The organism is Micromonospora taraxaci (assembly GCF_007830095.1).
GTDB classification, from domain to species: Bacteria; Actinomycetota; Actinomycetes; order Mycobacteriales; family Micromonosporaceae; genus Micromonospora; species Micromonospora taraxaci.
In genome coordinates this window covers 4,391,197-4,409,885 of the sequence record NZ_VIWZ01000001.1, presented here as the reverse complement: position 1 = coordinate 4,409,885, position 18,689 = coordinate 4,391,197, and the positions used below count along the sequence as shown (strand labels likewise).

At 71.2% G+C, this 18,689-nt stretch carries 15 protein-coding genes; 10 read left to right on the top strand and 5 right to left on the bottom strand.

Annotated elements, in window-relative coordinates; all coding sequences use genetic code 11:
* The first annotated feature begins 43 nt into the window (after positions 1 to 43).
* Positions 44 to 937 (top strand): SGNH/GDSL hydrolase family protein, encoded by an 894-nt coding sequence (locus FHU34_RS20445; RefSeq protein ID WP_145783038.1) that lies wholly within the window; start codon positions 44 to 46, stop codon positions 935 to 937.
* Between the two features lie 87 nt (positions 938 to 1,024).
* Here FHU34_RS20445 and FHU34_RS20440 read toward each other — a convergent pair whose 3' ends face one another.
* Positions 1,025 to 1,741: a TetR/AcrR family transcriptional regulator gene (locus FHU34_RS20440; RefSeq protein WP_145783036.1), complete on the bottom strand. Its 717-nt coding sequence runs from the start codon at positions 1,739 to 1,741 to the stop codon at positions 1,025 to 1,027.
* Positions 1,742 to 1,856: 115 nt separating this feature from the next.
* On the opposite strand from FHU34_RS20440, the gene FHU34_RS20435 reads away from it, so the two are divergent.
* Both FHU34_RS20435 and FHU34_RS20430 read left to right on the top strand, forming a co-directional pair.
* Positions 1,857 to 2,837 (top strand): NAD(P)-dependent alcohol dehydrogenase, encoded by a 981-nt coding sequence (locus tag FHU34_RS20435; RefSeq protein ID WP_145783034.1) that lies wholly within the window; start codon positions 1,857 to 1,859, stop codon positions 2,835 to 2,837.
* 101 nt (positions 2,838 to 2,938) lie between these two features.
* Complete coding sequence (locus FHU34_RS20430; protein ID WP_425280540.1) at positions 2,939 to 4,375, top strand: serine/threonine-protein kinase; 1,437 nt, start codon at positions 2,939 to 2,941, stop codon at positions 4,373 to 4,375.
* A 236-nt stretch (positions 4,376 to 4,611) separates the two neighbouring features.
* Here FHU34_RS20430 and FHU34_RS20425 read toward each other — a convergent pair whose 3' ends face one another.
* From FHU34_RS20425 to FHU34_RS20415, 3 genes are all read right to left on the bottom strand, one after another.
* Complete coding sequence (locus FHU34_RS20425; protein WP_145783030.1) at positions 4,612 to 5,640, bottom strand: glycoside hydrolase family 11 protein; 1,029 nt, start codon at positions 5,638 to 5,640, stop codon at positions 4,612 to 4,614.
* Positions 5,641 to 6,065: 425 nt separating this feature from the next.
* The gene (locus tag FHU34_RS20420) at positions 6,066 to 7,211 is read right to left on the bottom strand and encodes an RNA polymerase sigma factor (protein WP_145783028.1); all 1,146 of its coding nucleotides are present in this window, start codon (positions 7,209 to 7,211) and stop codon (positions 6,066 to 6,068) included.
* Positions 7,208 to 7,615, bottom strand: coding sequence for a YciI family protein (locus FHU34_RS20415; protein WP_145783026.1), 408 nt, complete (start codon positions 7,613 to 7,615; stop codon positions 7,208 to 7,210). The genes FHU34_RS20420 and FHU34_RS20415 overlap by 4 nt, the downstream gene beginning before the upstream one ends.
* A 198-nt stretch (positions 7,616 to 7,813) precedes the next feature.
* Here FHU34_RS20415 and FHU34_RS20410 point away from each other — a divergent pair, with 198 nt between their 5' ends.
* From FHU34_RS20410 to FHU34_RS20380, 7 genes are all read left to right on the top strand, one after another.
* Complete coding sequence (locus FHU34_RS20410; protein ID WP_280116492.1) at positions 7,814 to 8,269, top strand: Fur family transcriptional regulator; 456 nt, start codon at positions 7,814 to 7,816, stop codon at positions 8,267 to 8,269.
* Complete coding sequence (gene katG / locus FHU34_RS20405; RefSeq protein WP_145783022.1) at positions 8,266 to 10,542, top strand: catalase/peroxidase HPI; 2,277 nt, start codon at positions 8,266 to 8,268, stop codon at positions 10,540 to 10,542. Before FHU34_RS20410 ends, katG begins: the two co-directional genes overlap by 4 nt.
* 205 nt (positions 10,543 to 10,747) lie before the next feature.
* Positions 10,748 to 12,043 (top strand): glycosyltransferase family 4 protein, encoded by a 1,296-nt coding sequence (locus FHU34_RS20400; protein ID WP_145783020.1) that lies wholly within the window; start codon positions 10,748 to 10,750, stop codon positions 12,041 to 12,043.
* A 252-nt stretch (positions 12,044 to 12,295) separates the two neighbouring features.
* Positions 12,296 to 13,720 carry an O-antigen ligase family protein gene (locus tag FHU34_RS20395; RefSeq protein WP_145783018.1) on the top strand — a complete coding sequence of 475 codons (1,425 nt, stop codon included), beginning with the start codon at positions 12,296 to 12,298 and terminating at the stop codon, positions 13,718 to 13,720.
* Positions 13,721 to 13,744: 24 nt separating this feature from the next.
* Positions 13,745 to 14,800 carry a Wzz/FepE/Etk N-terminal domain-containing protein gene (locus tag FHU34_RS20390; protein WP_167524853.1) on the top strand — a complete coding sequence of 352 codons (1,056 nt, stop codon included), beginning with the start codon at positions 13,745 to 13,747 and terminating at the stop codon, positions 14,798 to 14,800.
* Positions 14,801 to 14,822: 22 nt separating this feature from the next.
* Positions 14,823 to 16,394, top strand: a complete 1,572-nt coding sequence (locus FHU34_RS20385; RefSeq protein WP_145783014.1) for a flippase — start codon at positions 14,823 to 14,825, stop codon at positions 16,392 to 16,394.
* Positions 16,391 to 17,251 carry a sulfotransferase family protein gene (locus FHU34_RS20380; RefSeq protein ID WP_167524852.1) on the top strand — a complete coding sequence of 287 codons (861 nt, stop codon included), beginning with the start codon at positions 16,391 to 16,393 and terminating at the stop codon, positions 17,249 to 17,251. Before FHU34_RS20385 ends, FHU34_RS20380 begins: the two co-directional genes overlap by 4 nt.
* On the opposite strand, the gene FHU34_RS20375 is transcribed toward FHU34_RS20380, so the two are convergent.
* Positions 17,248 to 18,567 (bottom strand): hypothetical protein, encoded by a 1,320-nt coding sequence (locus FHU34_RS20375; RefSeq protein ID WP_145783011.1) that lies wholly within the window; start codon positions 18,565 to 18,567, stop codon positions 17,248 to 17,250. The two genes, FHU34_RS20380 and FHU34_RS20375, sit on opposite strands and share 4 nt — an antisense overlap.
* Positions 18,568 to 18,689 lie beyond the last annotated feature (122 nt).

Genomic DNA, 18,689 nt, shown 5'->3' with positions numbered 1-18,689 from the left:
CTTCGGCACCACCACCCCCCGTGATCCCTCCTTGGGAGGCGCCATGACCCGTCCTCGCCTGCCCCTCCTGCGGGCAGCCACCAGGCTGGCCGCACTAGGCCTAGCCGCCGCCGGTGTGCTGCTCACCGTCGCCACCCCCGCCAGCGCGGCCGTGCCCACCGGCCGCTACGTCGCGCTGGGCGACTCGTACACCGCGGGCCCGCTGATCCCCAGCCAGACCGACCTGAACTGCCTACGGTCCAGCCGCAACTACCCGTCGCTCGTGGCCGCGGCCGCCGGCTCGTCGTCGTTCGCCGACGTGAGTTGCTCCGGGGCCACCACTGACGACATCCTCTCCGGTGGCAGCGGTCAGTTGGGCACCGCGCTGCCGCCGCAGCTCAACGCGGTCACGTCGAACACGGCGCTGGTGACGGTGCAGATCGGCGGCAACGACATCGGCTTCTCCGGCATCATCGGCGACTGCGCCGAAGCGAGTCTCAGCAGCCCGCTCGGGTCGCCGTGCAAGAACCGCTACACGGCCGGAGGCGTCGACCAGTTGCAGGCGCGGATCGTCGCCGCGACGCCGAAGGTGACCGCCGTGCTCCAGGCGGTTCGCCGGGCCGCGCCGAGCGCGCGGGTCGTGGTGCTGGGGTACCCGGCGATCCTGCCGGACACCGGGTACGGCTGCTGGCCGGTCGTCCCGATCGCCTACCAGGACGTGCCGTACCTGCGCGGCGTCGAGAAGTCGCTGAACGCGATGTTGGCGAGCGTCGCGAGTGCGAACGGCGCCACCTACTCCGACGTCTACACGCCGTCGATCGGTCGGGACGCGTGCAAGAGCAGCGGCACCCGGTGGGTCGAGGGCCTGGTGCCGCAGAACGCGGCCGCGCCGTTCCACCCGAACGCCCGGGGTGAACAGGGCATGGCCACCGCCCTGCTCGCCACGCTCAACAGCTGACCGGTCCCGCGACCTGTCGAGTCGGCCCCGTCGTAAGCGGCGGGGCCGACTCGTCGCTGGATCAGGCCCTCGTGGTCCGCGGACGTCTCAGCCAGGTCGGCGTGCGGACGCCCAGCCGTGTCGGTGCAGCCGCTCGATGCCGTCGAGGAGCAGGTCCAAGGCGAACTCGAACTCGAACTGATCGTCGCAGCCCTGCCCGAGGACGGACTCGTCGTCATGTGACGCCGCCATCGCGATCTCCGCGACGTGCGGGAACCTGGCCGCGATCTCCGGGGGTAGGGCCGTCGGCGGGTCCGTGTCGGCCCTGCCGCTTCGGCCGGCGCGGCGGTCGGCGTCGAAGAGTTCCTGACTGAAGCCGAGGATCCGACTGCCCATCGCGTGCATCACGTGGTGGGTGAGGTCGACGGTGAAGCCGCCGGCCCGGAACGTCCCGATCGTGGAGTCGAGGTAGGCCAGGATGGCCGGTGTCGCCATGTTCCGCGACTCGATCGCCAGTGGCGCCCAGGGGTGGCGCTGAAGCACCTCCCGCGCCGAGAGGATGCGTCCGCGGACCGCGCGCTTCCAGTCGGTGCCGGGCTCGGGCGCCCGGATCTCGCCGACGACCACGTCGATCATGCCGTCGAGCAGTTCGTCCTTGTTGGCCACGTGCTTGTAGAGGGCCATCGGCACGACGCCCAGGTCCTGCGCGAGGTTGCGCATGCTGAGGGATTCGATCCCGGCCTCGTCGGCGAGCGCGACGGCGGCGCGGAGGACCCGTTCCCTGCTCAGCGGGGTGCGGTGCAGCGTCTCCGCCTGCTCGGCCATCTCGCTCCTCGTCGTCCGGTGGACAACCGAACCCTAAACCTCTTGACGGGTGTACGGCGTACACCTAGCCTTTGGGTAGTAGGTGTACGCCGTACACCAGGGGAGGGGTGAAGCCATGAAGGCGATCGTGCAGGACCGGTACGGCCCGCCCGAAACGCTGACGCTCGCGGACGTGGACACGCCGGTGCCCGCCCCCGACGAGGTGCTCGTGCGGGTGGAGGCAGCCGCGCTCAACGCGTACGACTGGCATGTCATGCGGGGTGACCCACGGATGGCGCGCCTGGCGCTGGGGCGGTCCCGGCCCCGAGCGCGCATCCGCGGCCGCGATTTCGCCGGCCGGGTCGAGGCCGTCGGCGCGCGCGTTCGACAGGTCCGCCCGGGCGATGCCGTCTTCGGTGACCTCGGTGACGCCAACGGCGCGTTCGCGGAGTACGTGTGTGTGCACGAGAACCTGGTCGCGGCGAAGCCGGCGAACCTGACCCCGCAGCAGGCCGCCGCCCTGCCGTTGGCCGGCGTCACCGCGCTCATGGGTCTGGACGCCGGTCGGGTCGGGCCCGGCCACCGGGTTCTGGTCAACGGTGCCTCCGGCGGCGTCGGCACTCTCGCGGTCCAGTTGGCCACGGTGCTCGGCGCGACAGTGACCGCCGTGTGCAGCACCCGCAACGTCGACCTGGTCCGTTCCCTCGGCGCCGAGCACGTCGTCGACTACACCCGCGACGACTTCGCCCGCGACACCCGCCGCTACGACGTGGTGTTCGACCTGGTCGGCAACCGCTCGCTGCGGACGCTCCGGCGGGTGCTGACCCCGACCGGGACGCTGGTGCTCTCCGGCGGGGGTGTGTACCGCGGAGGCAGCCTCCTCGGACCGATCGGCCTGATCGCGCGCGGACGGCTGCTGGCGCCGTTCGTCCGGCACCGCATCGTCGTTCTCACGGCCGTTCCCGGCCGGCAACACCTGGACACGCTCCGCGCCCACGCCGAAACCGGCCGCCTCACCCCGGTCATCGACCGGAACTACCCCCTCCACGAGGTGCCCCTGGCGATGCGCTACCTGGAGGGCGAGCACGCGCGGGCCAAGGTCGTCATCACCGTCTGACCGGCTGTGACGGTCCGCCCCGACACGGGACCTGGGACCCGACCTGGCATCGTGGTGCTTGAGATCGGGGAGACCGGGGTACCGAAAGTGTCATGCCGATTGTGGGGCAAGTCGTCGGAGACCGTTACCGTCTGGTCGAGAGCATCGCCAGCGGTGGGATGGGTGATGTCTGGCGGGCGGTCGACGAAACCCTGGACCGCTGCGTCGCGGTCAAGATGCTGCAACCCCGGTTGGTCACCGACCCGGGCTTCGGCGAGCGGTTCCGCCGCGAGGCCCGGGCGATGGCGGCGCTGCGTCACCCCGGTGTCGCCCAGGTCTACGACTACGGTGAGGTGTCCGGGCCCGACGCGCCGGTCCTCGCGTACATCGTCATGGAGTGTGTGCAGGGGCAACCCCTGTCGGAGCGGATCGCCGAGGTCGGCCGGCTGGGCGTCGCCGAGACGATGTCGATCGCCGCGCAGACCGCCGGTGCGCTCCAGGCCGCACACGACGCCGGCGTCGTGCACCGGGACGTCAAGCCCAGCAACCTCATCATCGAGCCGGACGGGCACGTCGTGCTCGTCGACTTCGGTGTGGCGGTGACGCAGGAGGCGGCGAGCCTGACCGGCACGAACCAGGTCGTCGGCACCGCCCTCTACATGGCACCCGAGCAGGTCTCCAGGAACGAGACCACCCCGGCGATCGACATCTACGCACTGGGGGCCGTCGTCTACCACTGCCTCGCCGGCAGGCCCCCGCACCAGGGCGAGAACGCCGTCGCGGTGGCGCTGCGGCATCTCGAAGAGGAGCCGCAGGCGCTGCCCGAGGACGTCCCGGAGGCGGTCCGGCGGCTGGTCGCCACCGCGCTGGCCAAGGATCCCGCTCGTCGCTTCCCGACGGCGGCGGCCATGGCCACTGCGGCGCAGGCACTTACGGATTCGTCCGACCAGTTGCTGCGGACCGCCGTCGCAGCGCCGATCGGGCCGCCGGTCGAGCGCACCGAGGTCCAGCGTCCGGTCGTCGGCAGCGCGGCGAAGCGGTCGGGTGGCCCTGGGCCGAAGGTGCTCGCGGCGCTGGTCGGATCGATGGCCGCCGCAGCCGCAATCCTGGTGTTCGCCGATCCCACCGGGATGATGCCGGGCCGGACCGGGCAACCGTCGACGCCACCCACTGTGTCGCCGACGGTGCCGTCGCAACGCGAGCCCGGCCCGGGCGCCGGCGGCGGTGACCCGGACACCCCAGGCTCTGCCGGCCTGCCGGTCCGCGCGACTGGCTCTGCGACCACGACCCCGACGCCCAGCGGCTCGGCCGGCGCGGGAACGGACGGCCAATCGCCGTCTCCCGGTGAGAGCACCGGGGGAGGGCCCGCGCCCACCTCGTCCGAGAGCGCCCCGACCGAGCCGACGACAGCACCGACGGGTGGTACGACGACGGAGCCGACCGAGACGTCCTCGGAGGAACCCGAGGAGGAGCCCGAGGGGGAGCCGGTGGCGGACCCGACGAAGAAGCCGTCGGCGGAGGAGTCCGCGGCGGAGACCTCATCGGTGCCGCAGCTCTAGTACGGCAACGGCAACGGCAGCCGCCCGCCGCCCGCCCAAGATCCGCGCAACGTCCCCGATGTTGCTGCCTCCAGCTCCCAGGAGACACCAACATCCCTGATGTTGCGCGGATCCTGGCAGCGAGCGCTCGGCCCGGGCCGAGCCCGTTTCACGAGGACTGGCCGGCCTGCCGATACCACTCTGGCGTGGCGGCCGAAGCCGCCACGCCAGAGGTGTGATTCAGGAGTTGCCCAGGGTCAGCTGGTTCGGCAGCTGACCGTCGGCCAGGTCCAGTTGCCGTTGGCCATGATCGTGATGCCGAAGTTGTTGCCGTTGCCGTTCGGCCTGGCCGTCACCGTGCCGCTGGAGCCGCTGACGGAGGCGTTCCAACTGTTCTGGATGCTCTGGCCGCCGTTGAGACCGAGGCTGACCACCCAGTTGTTGGTGCCGCTGACCGCGACGTTCAGATTGAACCGGTCACCCCACTGCTGACCGGCGGAGAGCGTCGCGTTGCAGTTGCCGGTGCCCGGGTTTCCGGTGGTGGGCGGGGTGGTCGGGTTGCCGCCGCCGCCCTCCCAGACGGTGATGTCGGAGCTGCCCTGGCTCTGGTAGCCCTCGGTCGCCATGATCTGGTAGGCGTGGTTGCTGCCGAGGTTCAGGCCGGCGCGGGCCCAGGCGTCGAAGTGGTTGGCGGTGGTGATGGTGCCGCTCGACCGCTTCTGCTGGCGGACGCTCCAGTACTGGTAGAACGTCTGGTTGCCGTCGATCGACGGGGCGTTGACCCGCTGGCTGCGCAGGATGTCGTACGTGCCGCCGTCGGTGGTGACGGTGCCCATCCGGGTGGCGCCGCTGCTCGGGTTGTAGCTACCGAAGTTCTCCACCACGTAGTACTCGATGAGCGGGTTGCGCGTCCATCCGTACAGGGCGAGGTAGGTGTTGTTGTTGCCCGGGTTGTAGCTGCCCGAGTAGCTGACGGTCCGCCGGTTGCCGGTCGCCCAACCCTTGCCGCCGACCCAGTTGTTGGTGCTCCGGTCCCAGCTGCTGGAGTAGCGACCGTCGGCACGCAACGTCATGCTGGCGTTGCCGCTGTCCTTCCAGAACGAGAAGTAGTACCCGTTGTGGGTGCCGGTGAGGTTCGAGGTGAGCGTCCGGTCCGCCTCGGCGTACGCGTTGGTGGCCGTCATCGTGCCGGCGACGGCCACGACGACGGCGCACGCGGCGCCGAGGAGCAGCCGTAGCCGGCCGCGCCTCTGTGGTGCGATGGAGATGTGGCTGGTGTCGCTCATGGACGTGTTTCCTCCTCGTGACGGCTGGCGGGGGGCCAGCAATGCGGCACGTCTCGGCTGGCTGCCGGTGGTCGGGTGGCGGCCACTGTCGTCGTACCGCGTGGTGGTGGTTGACCGGTCGTCCTGCACGACGAGCGGAGGAGTGGTTCGCGGTGGTGGTGCCGACGGCAATTGAAAGCCGTCGATGGCGACCGTATTAACCTGGCCGTCGCCTTGTCAACAATTTCCGGAAACATGGCGGTAGGCCGGCGACGGCCGGTGGGTTGCCGCAGGGTGACGTCTCGCCAGGTCAGTAGTCGATCAGCGCCGTCCGAACGCCGTAATGATCGTTCTGGACGCGCGGATGATTAGCCGAAAACTTCCGAACACTTTCCGGACCGTAATCATCCGATGATCGGCGTCGTGCTGGGGCGAGCGGGGACGGGTCAGCGGGACCGGCTGGCGTTGAGCCGCGCGGCCTGGCGGGTCAGGTGGTCGCGCTCGGCGAGGTTGGGTGCCTTCCGGGCCGCCTCGGCGTACAGCAGTGCCGCCGTCGCCACATTGCCGTCGCGTTCGTGCAGGTACGCCGCCACCGCCGCGTACCGGGGCAGGGACTCGTCCACCGCCGCGAGCGCCGCGAGACCGGCTCGCGCGCCGTCGGCCTCGCCGACGGCCACCGCGCGGTTGAGTCGGACGACAGGACTGTCGGTCAGGCGGGCGAGTTCGTCGTACCACTCGACGATCTGCACCCAGTCGGTCTCCTCGGCGGCGGGGGCGTCCGCGTGCAGTGCCGCGATGGCGGCCTGGGCCTGGAACTCGCCCAGCCGATCGCGGGCGAGAGCCCCCTGGAGGATCGTGACGCCCTCGGCGATCGACTCGGTGTCCCACCGGCTGCGGTCCTGCTCGGCCAGTGGCACCAGGCTGCCGTCGGGCGCGGTGCGGGCGGCGCGCCGGGCGTGGTGGAGCAGCATGAGGGCGAGCAGCCCGGCCACCTCGGGATGGTCGATCGCCGCCTGGAGTTGCCGGGTCAGCCGGATGGCCTCGGCGGCGAGGTCGACGTCGCCGGAGTAGCCCTCGTTGAAGACCAGGTAGAGGACGCGCAGCACGGTCGCGACGTCGCCGGGTTGGTCGAACCGCACCCCGGAGACGGTGCGTTTCGCCCGGCTGATGCGCTGCGCCATGGTCGCCTCGGGGACCAGGTAGGCGTGCGCGATCTGCCGGGTGGTCAGACCTCCGACCGCGCGCAGCGTGAGCGCGACCGCTGACGACGGCGTCAGCGACGGGTGAGCGCACAGGAAGTAGAGCCACAGCGTGTCCTCCACCGCCGAAACGGGCCCCGGTGCCGGTTCCTCGTCGACGGCGTCCTCACGTCGGCGGCGTGCCGCGTCCGCTCGGGTCGCGTCGAGGAACCGGCGCCAGGCCACGGTGACCAGCCAGCCCTTCGGGTCCCGCGGCGGGTCGGCCGGCCAGACGCGAACCGCCTCGACCAGCGCGTCCTGCACGGCGTCCTCGGCCGCCGCGAAGTCGACTCCGCGGCGGACGAGGATGCCGAGCACGCTCGGGGTGAGGCCCCGGAGCAGGGACTCGTTCACTCGGTGATGGTGGGCGGCTCGGTCAGGAACGGGCGCAGTTCGAGCCACTCGTGGATCGGCTTCCCGCCCGCTCCCGGTGCCGCCGACAACTCCCCGGCCAGCTCGACGGCGCGCTCGTAGCTGTCGACGTCGATCACCATCCAGCCGGCGATCAGGTCCTTGGTCTCGGCGAACGGGCCGTCGGTGACCGGCGGACGACCCTCGCCGTCGTACCTGACGAACGTCCCGGTGGGGGCGAGGGCCTGACCGTCGACGAACTCACCGCTCTCCTCGAGTCGCGCGGCGAAGTCGCGCATGTACTGCATGTGGGCCGAGACCTCCGCCGGCGCCCACTGGTCCATTGGCACGTCGTTGACCCCCTTGGGGGCGCCGCGGTAGTGCTTGAGCAGCAGGTACTTGGCCATCGTGGTTCTCCTTGACGCTGGTGTGCGACCCGTCGTGGTCGCGTTCACCCCGGGGACGAAGCCGGGTGTCGGTTCTCGACATGGCCGTCCGGATTATTTCTACTATCGCGGAGGACCTGGGTGAATTCTTCGCCACAGCGGCGCGCGGACCCGGGCAAAACTTGATTGGTTCCAGAAAAGTGGGCTAATGTTCGGCAAGTGATGTCCGACTTCGAGGCGCAACTGCGGGCCGCCTCGCTGCGGGTGACCCGGCCCCGATTGGCGGTGCTCGCGGCGTTGCGCGACCACCCGCACGTCGGCACCGACGCCGTGATCGCGCTGGTGCGGGCGGATCATCCGACAATCTCCCACCAAGCGGTGTACGACGTGCTGCGTGTGCTCACCGACGCCGGTCTGGTGCGGCGTATCCAGCCGGCCGGCGCGACCGCCCGCTACGAGTCCCGGGTCGCGGACAACCACCACCATGTCGTGTGCCGTTCCTGCGGCGTGATCGCCGACGTCGACTGCGCCGTCGGTCACGCCCCCTGTCTCACCGCCCCGGTCGACCACGGTTTCGTGGTCGACGAGGCGGAGGTCGTCTACTGGGGCACCTGCCCCGACTGCGCGACCGCCCGTACGCCCCAGAGATCCGCAAGCTCGGAAGGAAGTTCATGAGCGACACCCAGGACAACCGCCCCACCAGTGCACAGGGTGTGGACCAGAAGGCAGCGGCCGGCTGCCCGGTGGCGCACGACTCGGTGACCGCGCACGGCAGCGAGAGCGAGAACCCGGCGATCGACTCGCCGACCCCGAAGACCGGTGGCCGCCCGCGCACCAACCGGGACTGGTGGCCTAACCAGCTCGACCTCTCGGTGTTGCACGCCCACTCGTCGAAGGGCAACCCGCTGGGGGCGGACTTCAGCTACGCCAAGGAGTTCGCGAAGCTCGACGTCGAGGCCCTCAAGCGGGACATCGTCGAGGTGCTCACCACCTCGCAGGACTGGTGGCCGGCCGACTTCGGCCACTACGGCGGCCTGATGATCCGGATGAGCTGGCACGCCGCCGGCACGTACCGCATCGAGGACGGTCGCGGTGGCGCCGGCGACGGTGGCCAGCGTTTCGCCCCGCTGAACAGCTGGCCGGACAACGCCAACCTGGACAAGGCTCGTCGGCTGCTCTGGCCGGTCAAGCAGAAGTACGGCCAGAAGATCTCCTGGGCCGACCTGCTCGTGCTGGCCGGCAACGTGGCCCTGGAGTCGATGGGCTTCAAGACCTTCGGCTTCGGCTTCGGCCGTGAGGACGTCTGGGAGCCCGAGGAGATCTTCTGGGGTCCCGAGGACACCTGGCTCGGTGACGAGCGGTACGCCTCCGAGAAGGAGATGGCGGCCGGCGTCGGCTCGACCGAGATGGGTCTGATCTACGTCAACCCGGAGGGCCCCCGCGGCAACGCGGACCCGGCCGCCGCGGCGCACTTCATCCGCGAGACCTTCGGCCGGATGGCGATGAACGACGAGGAGACCGTCGCCCTCATCGCCGGTGGTCACACCTTCGGCAAGACCCACGGTGCCGGCGTCGCCGACAACCACGTGGGCCCGGAGCCCGAGGGCGCACCGATCGAGGCGCAGGGCCTCGGCTGGCTGAGCACCCACGGCAGCGGCAAGGGCGCCGACACGATCACCAGTGGTCTCGAGGTCACCTGGACCGACGTGCCGACGCAGTGGAGCAACCGCTTCTTCGAGATCCTCTTCGGCTACGAGTGGGAGCTCACCACCAGCCCGGGTGGGGCGAAGCAGTGGGTCGCCAAGGACGCCGAGGCGATCATCCCGGACCCCTTCGACCCGGCGAAGAAGTACAAGCCGACGATGCTCACGACCGACCTGTCGCTGCGCGTCGACCCGGCGTACGAGAAGATCTCGCGCCGCTTCCTGGAGAACCCGGACGAGTTCGCGCTGGCGTTCGCCAAGGCGTGGTACAAGCTGTTGCACCGCGACATGGGCCCGATCGAGCGCTTCCTGGGTCCGTGGGTGGCCGAGCCGCAGCTGTGGCAGGACCCGGTGCCCGCCGTCGACCACGAGCTGGTCGCTGACGCCGATGTCGCCGCGCTCAAGGCGAAGGTCCTGGAGTCCGGTCTGACGACCGCTCAGCTGGTCTCCACCGCCTGGGCGTCCGCCGCGACCTTCCGGCACACCGACAAGCGCGGTGGCGCGAACGGCGCTCGGATCCGCCTCGAGCCGCAGCGCAACTGGGAGGTCAACCAGCCCGAGCAGCTGGCGACCGTCCTGGGCGTCCTGGAGGGCATCCAGCGGGAGTTCAACGAGGCCGGCGGCGCGAAGATCTCGCTGGCCGACCTGATCGTGCTGGCCGGTTCGGCCGCCGTCGAGAAGGCGGCGCGGGACGCCGGCGTCGAGGTGACGGTGCCGTTCCGTGCGGGTCGTACGGACGCGACCCAGGAGCAGACCGACACCGAGTCGTTCCGCGTCATGGAGCCGCGCGCCGACGGTTTCCGCAACTACCTGCGTCCGGGTGAGAAGACCCAGCCGGAGGTGCTGCTGATCGACCGCGCGTACATGCTCAACCTGACCGCGCCGGAGATGACCGTCCTGGTCGGCGGTCTGCGCTCCCTCGGTGCCAACACCGGTGGCGCCCAGCACGGTGTCCTCACCGACCGGCCGGGGCTGCTCACCAACGACTTCTTCGCGAACCTGCTGTCCCCGGGCACCCGGTGGAGCGCGTCGAAGTCCGACGAGCACGTGTACGAGATCCGCGATCTGGCGACCGACGAGGTGAAGTGGACCGCCACGGCGGTCGACCTCATCTTCGGTTCCAACTCGCAGCTGCGTGCCCTCGCCGAGGTCTACGCCAGCGAGGACGCCCGTGCCAAGTTCGTGGCCGACTTCGTGGCCGCCTGGACGAAGGTCATGGAGCTCGACCGGTTCGACATCGCCTGACAGCTCGACACGACGAGCCCCGGCCGATCCGTCAGTGATCGGTCGGGGCTCGTCCATGTCGACGTCACGTGGATGACAATCCAGGGGTTGCGAATCCCACTGATGATTTTTTTGTCCCGCTGATCGCTGGCGTACGGCCCAATACGTGACAAGGTGTTCATCTGCCCGGGTGACGGGCGCGGACCTAGTCACGCAGGGAGTCATCGTGGCCCATCCCGACCTGCAGGCCGAGGAAGCGGACCAACACGCGGCACGTCCCGCGATTCCCCGGCAGCGGGCTCAGGCGGCCCGTGTCGCCCCGTCGACCGGGCCGGACCTCGTCGGCACCGGTTGGCGTCCACTGCGGATCGCGATGATCGGCCAGAAGGGAATGCCGGCCACCTACGGCGGCATCGAGCGGCACGTCGAGGAGATGGCCAGCCGGCTGGCCGGCTTCGGGCACGAGGTCACCGTCTACTGCCGCCGGAGCTACGGGAAGATGCCGGCCGACCACTACCGGGGCGTACGCCTGCGCGAGGTGCACACCATCGCGAGCAAGCACCTCGACGCCATCGTGCACGCGGCCACCTCGACCGTGGCGGCGATGAGCGGACGGCCCGACATCGTGCACTACCACGGGCTCGGGCCGGCCCTGGTCGCACCGGTGCCCCGCTGGTTCTCCCGAGCGGGCGTGGTGTTGACAGTGCACGGGTTGGACAGCCAGCGGGCCAAGTGGGGCCTCGCCGCGCGTACGGTGCTGGGCAGCGCCCACTGGCTCAGCGGGTACGTCCCGCACCAGCGGGTCGCCGTCTCCCGAGGGCTCGCCACCCATTACGAGACCCGGTTCGGCCGGCCCACGACCTACATCCCGAACGGCGTCAACCCGGCCCGGCGGGCGTCGAGCCGGCAGATCGAGGCCCGGTTCGGGCTGGCCCCCGGTGGTTATCTGCTGCTGGTCGGCCGGCTGGTCCCGGAGAAGGCCGCCGACCTGCTGATCCGGGCCTTCCGGCGGCTCGACACCGGAATGCGGCTGGCGATCGTCGGCGGGTCGTCGTTCACCGACGACTACGTGGACCAGCTGCACCGTGCCGCCGAAGGGGACGACCGGATCGTCTTCACCGGGTTCGCCTACGGAGACCTCCTCGCTGAGCTGTACGCCAACGCCGCCGGTTTCGTCCAGCCGTCCCGCCTGGAAGGGCTGCCGTTGACGCTGCTGGAGGCGGCCGCGTACGGGCTTCCCGTGGTCGCGAGCGACATCGCGCCACACGTGGAGGTGCTGGAGTCGGACGCCGCTGGAGGGCGGTTGTTCCGCGACGGCGACGAGGACGACCTGATCCGGGTGCTGACCGCGCTGCTCGGGGACCTGGCGGCGGAGCGGGCCGGCGCGAAGGCGCTGGGCGACCGGGTCACCGAGATGTACAGCTGGGACACCGCCGCCCGCGAGTTGGAGCGCCTCTACTTCAGCCTGGTCCCGGCGACGCGTCGGCGGTCCAGGGCGCGACTGCCGGCACGCACCGACTGACCGTACGGTCCGTTCGTCGGCGCGACATCGAGTCAACCTCGTGGGGGACCGACACGTCAGTGCAACGGCCCCTTCTTCGAGCGAGGTGACGGGGCTAGATTGAACCGATCTTGCCGGGAGGACATCGGTTGGCCGCGCCCGGCAGCGGCCGGGCAGCGTCGATTCGGTTCAGTGGGATCAGTGGGACAACACACGCAGCAGGTGGTCGATGCGGAACTACCCGGGTACGCACCGGGCGACGGGACTCCGCCGATGAGCAGCAGGGTGGACACGACCCGTCTGCTCACCGGCGCGGCGGCGCTGGCCGCCGCCGTCGTGGCGGTGGTCGCGGGAGTCTCGATGGCGGCTGGTGACCGTAAGGGCATGGTGCTGCCACTCGCGGCGGTCGCGGGCGTCGCGGTGGCCGTCCTCGCGCTGACCCGGTTCTCCGGGTACGTGCTGCTGATGCTCGCGGTCCGCTCCTGCGTCGACCTGTTCAAGCTCACCGGACCGAGTGCCGGCCAAGCCGACTCCGCCGGCGCCGCCCGGGTGGTGGACCCGTCCACCCTGCTCGCGGTGCTGTTCCTCCTCGCCGCCGGGCTCTGGCTGGCCGCTCAGCTCAGCCGGCACGGGCGGTTGCGCGGCTCGCCCCTGGGGTGGGCCATGCTGCTCGTCGGGGCCAGCAGCGTGGTGAGCGCGCTCGGCGCGACACGGCCGGCGAACAGCCTGTTGGAGGCGCTGCGGATCCTCACCGTCGTGGTGATGTTCGTGGTGCTGGAACAACTGATGCCGAACACCGCGGCGATCCGTCGGATCCTGCTCGCCTGCTACGTCTCGCTGGTGCTGTCGCTCGGTTACACGGTCGTCCTGTCGCTGCTCGGCAACCCGCCGGCCGAGGTGAAGGGCGACTTCACCCGGATCAGTGGCACGTTCAGCCAGTCGACCACGTTCGGTCGCTACCTGATGTTCATGGTGATCTTCGGGTTCGCGGTGTACCGCTTCCTGGGTCGCCGCCTGCGGGTGACCCTCGGCGTGCTGCTCGGGCTCTCGTTGCTGTTCCTGTTGCTGACCAACACCCGCAGCGCCCTGCTCGGCGCGGCGATCGGTCTGGTCGTGGTCGCCGTGCTGCACCGCAGCAAGCGGATGCTGGTCACCCTCTGCGTGGTGGCGGTCGCCGGGGTGGCCCTGGTGCCCGCCGTCGGCGAGCGGTTCGCCCAACTCGGCAGCTCACGCGCTGTCGGCGGGGATCCCACCGGGAACACCCTGGCGTGGCGGATCGGCTACTGGACCGAGATCGTCACGCTGGCCGACCGTAATCCGGTCACCGGCATCGGGCCGAACATGACCCAGCGTGAGACCGACGAGGCGAAGAAGCCGCACAACGACTTCCTCCGGGCGTACGTCGAGACCGGGTTGCTGGGTCTCGGGGCGTACCTGATGATGCTTGTCGCCTTCCTGCACACCGCGCGCAGGGCGCTGCGGCGGGCGCCGCCGGGCAGCTTCGAGCGGGGCGTCGCTGTCGGTTTCACCGGTTGCGCCATCGCCTTCGTGGCGGTCAGCGCGGCGTCCAACGTCATTTCCAATGTGGTTACGCTCTGGTATTTCGTCGCGTTCGCTGCGGCGGCCAGTGCGATCGCCCGCCACCCGGCTCCTCAGGTGGCCGGCGAGCAGCCGCGAAGCACGTCTGTCCCGGTCTGAGTGAACGACAGCATTGGGGAAAAAGTGGAGATCGTCGACTACCTGCGGGTCGCCCGACGGCGCCTCTGGGTACTCGTGGGGGTGCCGCTGGTCGCCACCGGCGCGGCGGCCGGCATCGTCCTGCTCGCGCCACAGCAGTACAGCGGCACCGCCTACGTGGCGGCGCCAGCGTTGGTGGGCGGGGCGGCCGGGACGCAGTACACCGGCACGCAGGCGGCGAACCAGTTCGTCGCGGCCTTCGGCGCGGCGGTCACCTCACCCCGGGTCCTCGCCGACGTGGCCGGTGACACCGGGGTGACGCCGGAGCGGCTGCGCGACGGCCTCGCCGTCACCCAGGTCGGCGCGAGCAGCCAACTGGAGGTGACGTACACCGCCGGCGACCGGGCGACCGTCGCGCCGGTGCTGGGCGCGACCACCACCCGGGCGCTCGCCTTCCTGTTCTCCTCCCAGGTCGGCATCGCCACCAGCGAGGTCGAGGCGGCCAACGCCGACGTCACCGCGGCCACCAAGGCGATCGGTGAGTGGGAGAAGGCCAACAAGGTCTCCCAGCCGGACCGGATCTACCAGGCGACGCTAAGTGAGCTGACGAGCCTGCGGCAGCAGCAACTCTCCATGCAGGCCGTCGGCAACAGTCGGGGTGCGTCCGCGGCGGCCGCCGCGATCACCGCCGCGCAGAGGAAGCTCGACGAGCTGGGGCCGAAACTCCCTGACTACCAGGCGCTGCTCGCCCAGCGGGACGCGGCGACCGGCGCGTTGTCGCAGGCCCGGGAGGGGTTGCAGGCGGCCCGGGCTCAGGCCCAGGCCGCCGATCCGAAGCAGGTGACCAGCATCGGCGAGACGCACGACGTGAGCCGGATGGCCGAGCTGGTGCGTACCGCCCTGCCGGTGGGGGGCGCAGGCCTGCTGCTCGGGGTGCTGTTGGTCGGTGTCCTCGAACTGCTCTCGCGGGCACGCCTGACCGGTCGCCCGACAACCCCGCCGGCCCCGAGCGACCCGCCGCCGGCCGAGCCGCTGGTGCCGGCACAGACGCCGGCCGAGCCGCTGGTGCCGGCACAGACCGTGCCCGCGGCACGGCCGTGACCGCCCGGGAACGGGCCGCCAGGTGCGCGGCGAGCTGACCGGCCGGCCACCGGCCCCGCCGGAGGCCGGCGACCAGCAGGTACGCGGCATGGCGCGCGGCGGCATGCTGAACCTGGCGAGCGCGGTGCTCAGCCAGGTGGCGCTCTTCCTGGTCATGCTGTTGCTGGCCCGCGTGCTGGGCGTACGCGAGCTGGGCCGGTACGCCCAGGTCTACGCCGTGCTGTCGTTGCTCGGGCTGCTCTCGCTATCCGGTTTCCGCGCCGGGCTGACCCGGTTCGTGGCGGTGCACCTCGCCGACGACGATCCGGCCGCGCTGCGGGGCGCGATCCGCCTCGGGATCGGCATCTCGGTCGTGGCGTCCACTGTCATCGCTGTCGGTCTGGCGATCGGCGCGCCGTGGCTCGCCGGGGCACTGCACGACCCGCAGCTCAGCACCGGTCTGCGGTTGGTCGCGCTGTGCATGCCCGCCTCGACTGTCTGCGAGGCCGCCCTCGCGGCCACCCGGGGTTGGCGTACCCAACGGGCCTACGCGCTCATCGGCCAGGTCTACGAACCGGCGGCCCGGCTGGTCCTCACCGCGTTGGCGCTCGCCGTCGGGGCGGGCCTGACCGGCGCGTTCTGGGCCCTGGTGGTGGCCAGCTGGAGCGCCGCCGGGTTCGCTCTCGTGGCGCTCGCCCGGATGGTCCGCCGGGTGCCGGCCGCCCGGCCCGCGTACCGGCCGGGAGAGCTGTTCCGCTTCTCCACGGTCAGCTGGGTCTCCTCGCTCTCCTCGACCGGGCTGATCTGGGTGGACGCGTTGCTGCTCGGGTTCTTCGACTACGGGCCCGACGCGATCGGCGTCTACCACGTGGCGACCCGGCTGGTGACGATCGCGGTGTTCGTGCTGGCCCCGGTCAACGCCTCGTTCGGCCCGCACCTGGCGCACCTCTACCACCAGGGTCGGCTGGACGAGGTCCGCCGGATCTACCGGGTCGCCACCGGCTGGGTGCTCCGACTGTCGCTGCCGGCGTTCGTGGCGTTGCTGGTCTTCCCGGAGCAGTTGCTGCGCCTGGTCGGTGGGCCCGGTCTGGCCGGCGGCGCGGCGGTGACGGTCGTGCTGGCGCTCGGCCAACTCGTCAACGCCGCCACCGGGCCGTGCGGGACGCTGCTGAACATGTCGGGCCGGGTCTCGGTCAACATGGTCGACAACCTCGCCGCCCTGGTGCTCAACGTGCTGCTCAACCTGTGGCTCATCCCGGCGTACGGGATCCTCGGCGCGGCGGTGGCCTGGGCGGTCTCGTTGGCCGCGGTGAACGTCGCCCGGGTCTGGCAGGTGCGTGCGCAGGTGCACACGGTGCCGGTGACCACCGGCATGCTCAAGGGGCTGGTGGCCGCGGTGTTCGCGTTGGTCGTTGGGTTCGGTGTGCGGTGGTTGGTCGAGGGCTGGATCACGCAGCTCGCTGTCGGTCTGACCGCGATCGTGGGGGCGTACTGCGCCGGGGTGCTCGCCCTCGGGCTCAGTCGGGAGGACGTCATGGTGCTGCGTTCGGTGACCCGCCGGGGCGGCCGCCGCGCCGCCGTGGCACCCGACTCCGCCGCCGGGGTCGGCTCGTGAGCGCGCTCGGTCGACGTCAGGTCACCGACCACCTGCGCCGGGGTGTCCGCGCGACGCGGGCGTGGGGACGCGCCGCGCGGCCGGGCGAGCCCGGCCCGCTGCCCGACTTCCTGGTGATCGGGGGTCAACGCTGCGGCACCACCTCGCTGTACCACCATCTCGCCGCGCATCCCCGGGTACGGGTCGCCACCGGCAAGGAGTTGCAGTACTTCAGCGTCCACCCTGGTCGGGCTCTGCGCTGGTACCGGGGGCACTTCCCGCGCCTCGCCCCGGACGAGCGCACGTTCGAGGCGAGCCCCTACTACCTGTTCCATCCGGGCGTGCCGTCCCGGGTCGCGGCGGCCCTGCCGCAGGCCCGCTTCGTCGCCCTGCTGCGGGACCCGGTGCAGCGGGCCTACTCGCACTACCTGCACACCCGCTCGTACGGCCTCGAGCCGCTGACCTTCGCCGACGCGCTCGACGCCGAGGAGGAGCGGCTCGCTCGGGCTACGCGCGGCGGCCCGGACACCCACGCCGCGCACCGGGCGTTACGCAACTACTCGTACGCTGCCCGAGGCCGCTACGCCGAGCAGGTGCAGCGGTGGTTCGCGCACGTCCCACGGGAACGGATCCACGTCGCCCGGACCGAGGACCTGCACGCCGACCCGGCGGGCACGTACCGCGCGATCCTGGACTTCCTCGACCTGCCGGCCTTCACACCCGAGGCGTTCACCCGGCACACCCGCCGCGTCGACGAGGGCGCCTCGCAGCTCACCCCGCAGCTGCGGGATCGGCTGACCGCGTACTTCGCGCCGCACAACGCCCGCCTGGCCGCCCTGCTCGACTGGCCCGACCCCTGGCCCGCCGAGTCGGATTAACGAACGTCGGCGAGGATCCGGTCGACCGGCTGGTCGGCGCGTAGCAGCACGGGTACGTCGGTCACTGTGGTGCCACCGCCGGCCGCCCGCAGCGGTGCACCCACCGCACCGGTCTGCCTACCGGGTGCCGCCGGCACGGTCACCGGAACGTTCGACGCCGACCAGAGCACCAGCGTGCTTGACCCACCGCGGACGAAGGCCACCCCGTGCAGCTTGTCGGCCACCGAGGCCGGCAGCGGGGTCAGGGTGGCGTCCCGGGCCGCGTCGGCCAGGCTCGCCAACATCCGGCCGGCTTCGCGTTCGGTGCCGTCCGGGTCGAGCAGGCCGTATCGGACCTCGCTGCCGGCCGCGTTGTTCGGGTTGTACGCCAACGGCAACCAACTGATCTCGCCGATCCCACCGGCGGCCAGCAGGGTGACCGTCTTGACCATCTCGGCGGCCCGGCTGGCCGGGTCGCCGTCGCCGTCGCGCCAGAACTGGCCGACCTCCCACGCCTGGGTCGGCGTGCCGGCCGGTGTCGTCGCGCGCAGGTAGTCCAGCAGTGGCGCGACCCCGCTGAAGTGCTCGTAGAAGTGCACCTGCCGGACGTCGACAGTGCGGTCGGTCAGCAACGACTCGGTGGCGGCCAGGAACCGCAGGCTGCGGCTGTTGGTGTCGGTGCCGAGCGCCCTGCGTAGCTGCGCCTCCCCGGTCACCGCCGGGATCTGCTGGCCCCTGGTGCCGATCCGGCGCTGGAAGTACGCCTGGTAGGCGGCGACGGCCTCGGGCACCCGACCGGCGCGCACCAGCCGGTCGGCGACACCCATGCCGTACGCGACGCTGCTGATACCGGAGTCCACCACCCGCGCCTGCGGGTCGGTCGCGCGGATCGTCTCGGCGGCGGCCTTGACCAGTCGTACGTAGTCCTCGGGGCTGCCGGCCCAGTAACTCGGCGCGTTGACCTCGTTCTCGATGGCGTACTCGCGCACCCCGTACGGGCCGTAGCGTTGCACCACCGAGCGGACGAACCGTTGGTACGCGACGAGGTCGGTGGGCATCGCCGACTCGGTCTTGTTCGCCGCCCCCCGGGTGTAGCGCGCGGTGCCACCGGTCGCCCAGCACACCCCGGTACGGATCTTCAGGTGCAGTGTGATGCCCAGCTCCCGGCTGCGGGAGGCGATCTCGTCCAGCCCGGTCCAGTCCACCTGCCCCGAGGTCCGTTCGATCTCGCACCAGGAGATCTCCTCGTAGGTCGCCGACCCGGCGATCCGCCGCAGGTACGGCGCGAACTGCTGGTAGCGCGACCAGTCCCAGTGCGCGCCGAACGGGTTGCTCACCCCGTTGACGGAGCCTCCCGGTGCGGGCGTAGCCGATGGGGTGTCGGCCCCCGGTGCGGGCGCCGGCGGATCGTCGCGGCGGGCGGTGCAGCCGGCGGTCACCACTAGCGCGGCAACGAGGG

Bases quoted from the DNA above. Each gene is read 5' to 3' on its own strand.
- FHU34_RS20445 (WP_145783038.1), top strand. From the start codon at position 44: ATGACCCGTCCTCGCCTGCCCCTCCTGCGGGCAGCCACCAGGCTGGCC.
- FHU34_RS20440 (WP_145783036.1), bottom strand. From the start codon at position 1,741: ATGGCCGAGCAGGCGGAGACGCTGCACCGCACCCCGCTGAGCAGGGAA.
- FHU34_RS20435 (WP_145783034.1), top strand. From the start codon at position 1,857: ATGAAGGCGATCGTGCAGGACCGGTACGGCCCGCCCGAAACGCTGACG.
- FHU34_RS20425 (WP_145783030.1), bottom strand. From the start codon at position 5,640: ATGAGCGACACCAGCCACATCTCCATCGCACCACAGAGGCGCGGCCGG.
- FHU34_RS20415 (WP_145783026.1), bottom strand. From the start codon at position 7,615: ATGGCCAAGTACCTGCTGCTCAAGCACTACCGCGGCGCCCCCAAGGGG.
- katG (WP_145783022.1), top strand. From the start codon at position 8,266: ATGAGCGACACCCAGGACAACCGCCCCACCAGTGCACAGGGTGTGGAC.
- FHU34_RS20395 (WP_145783018.1), top strand. From the start codon at position 12,296: ATGAGCAGCAGGGTGGACACGACCCGTCTGCTCACCGGCGCGGCGGCG.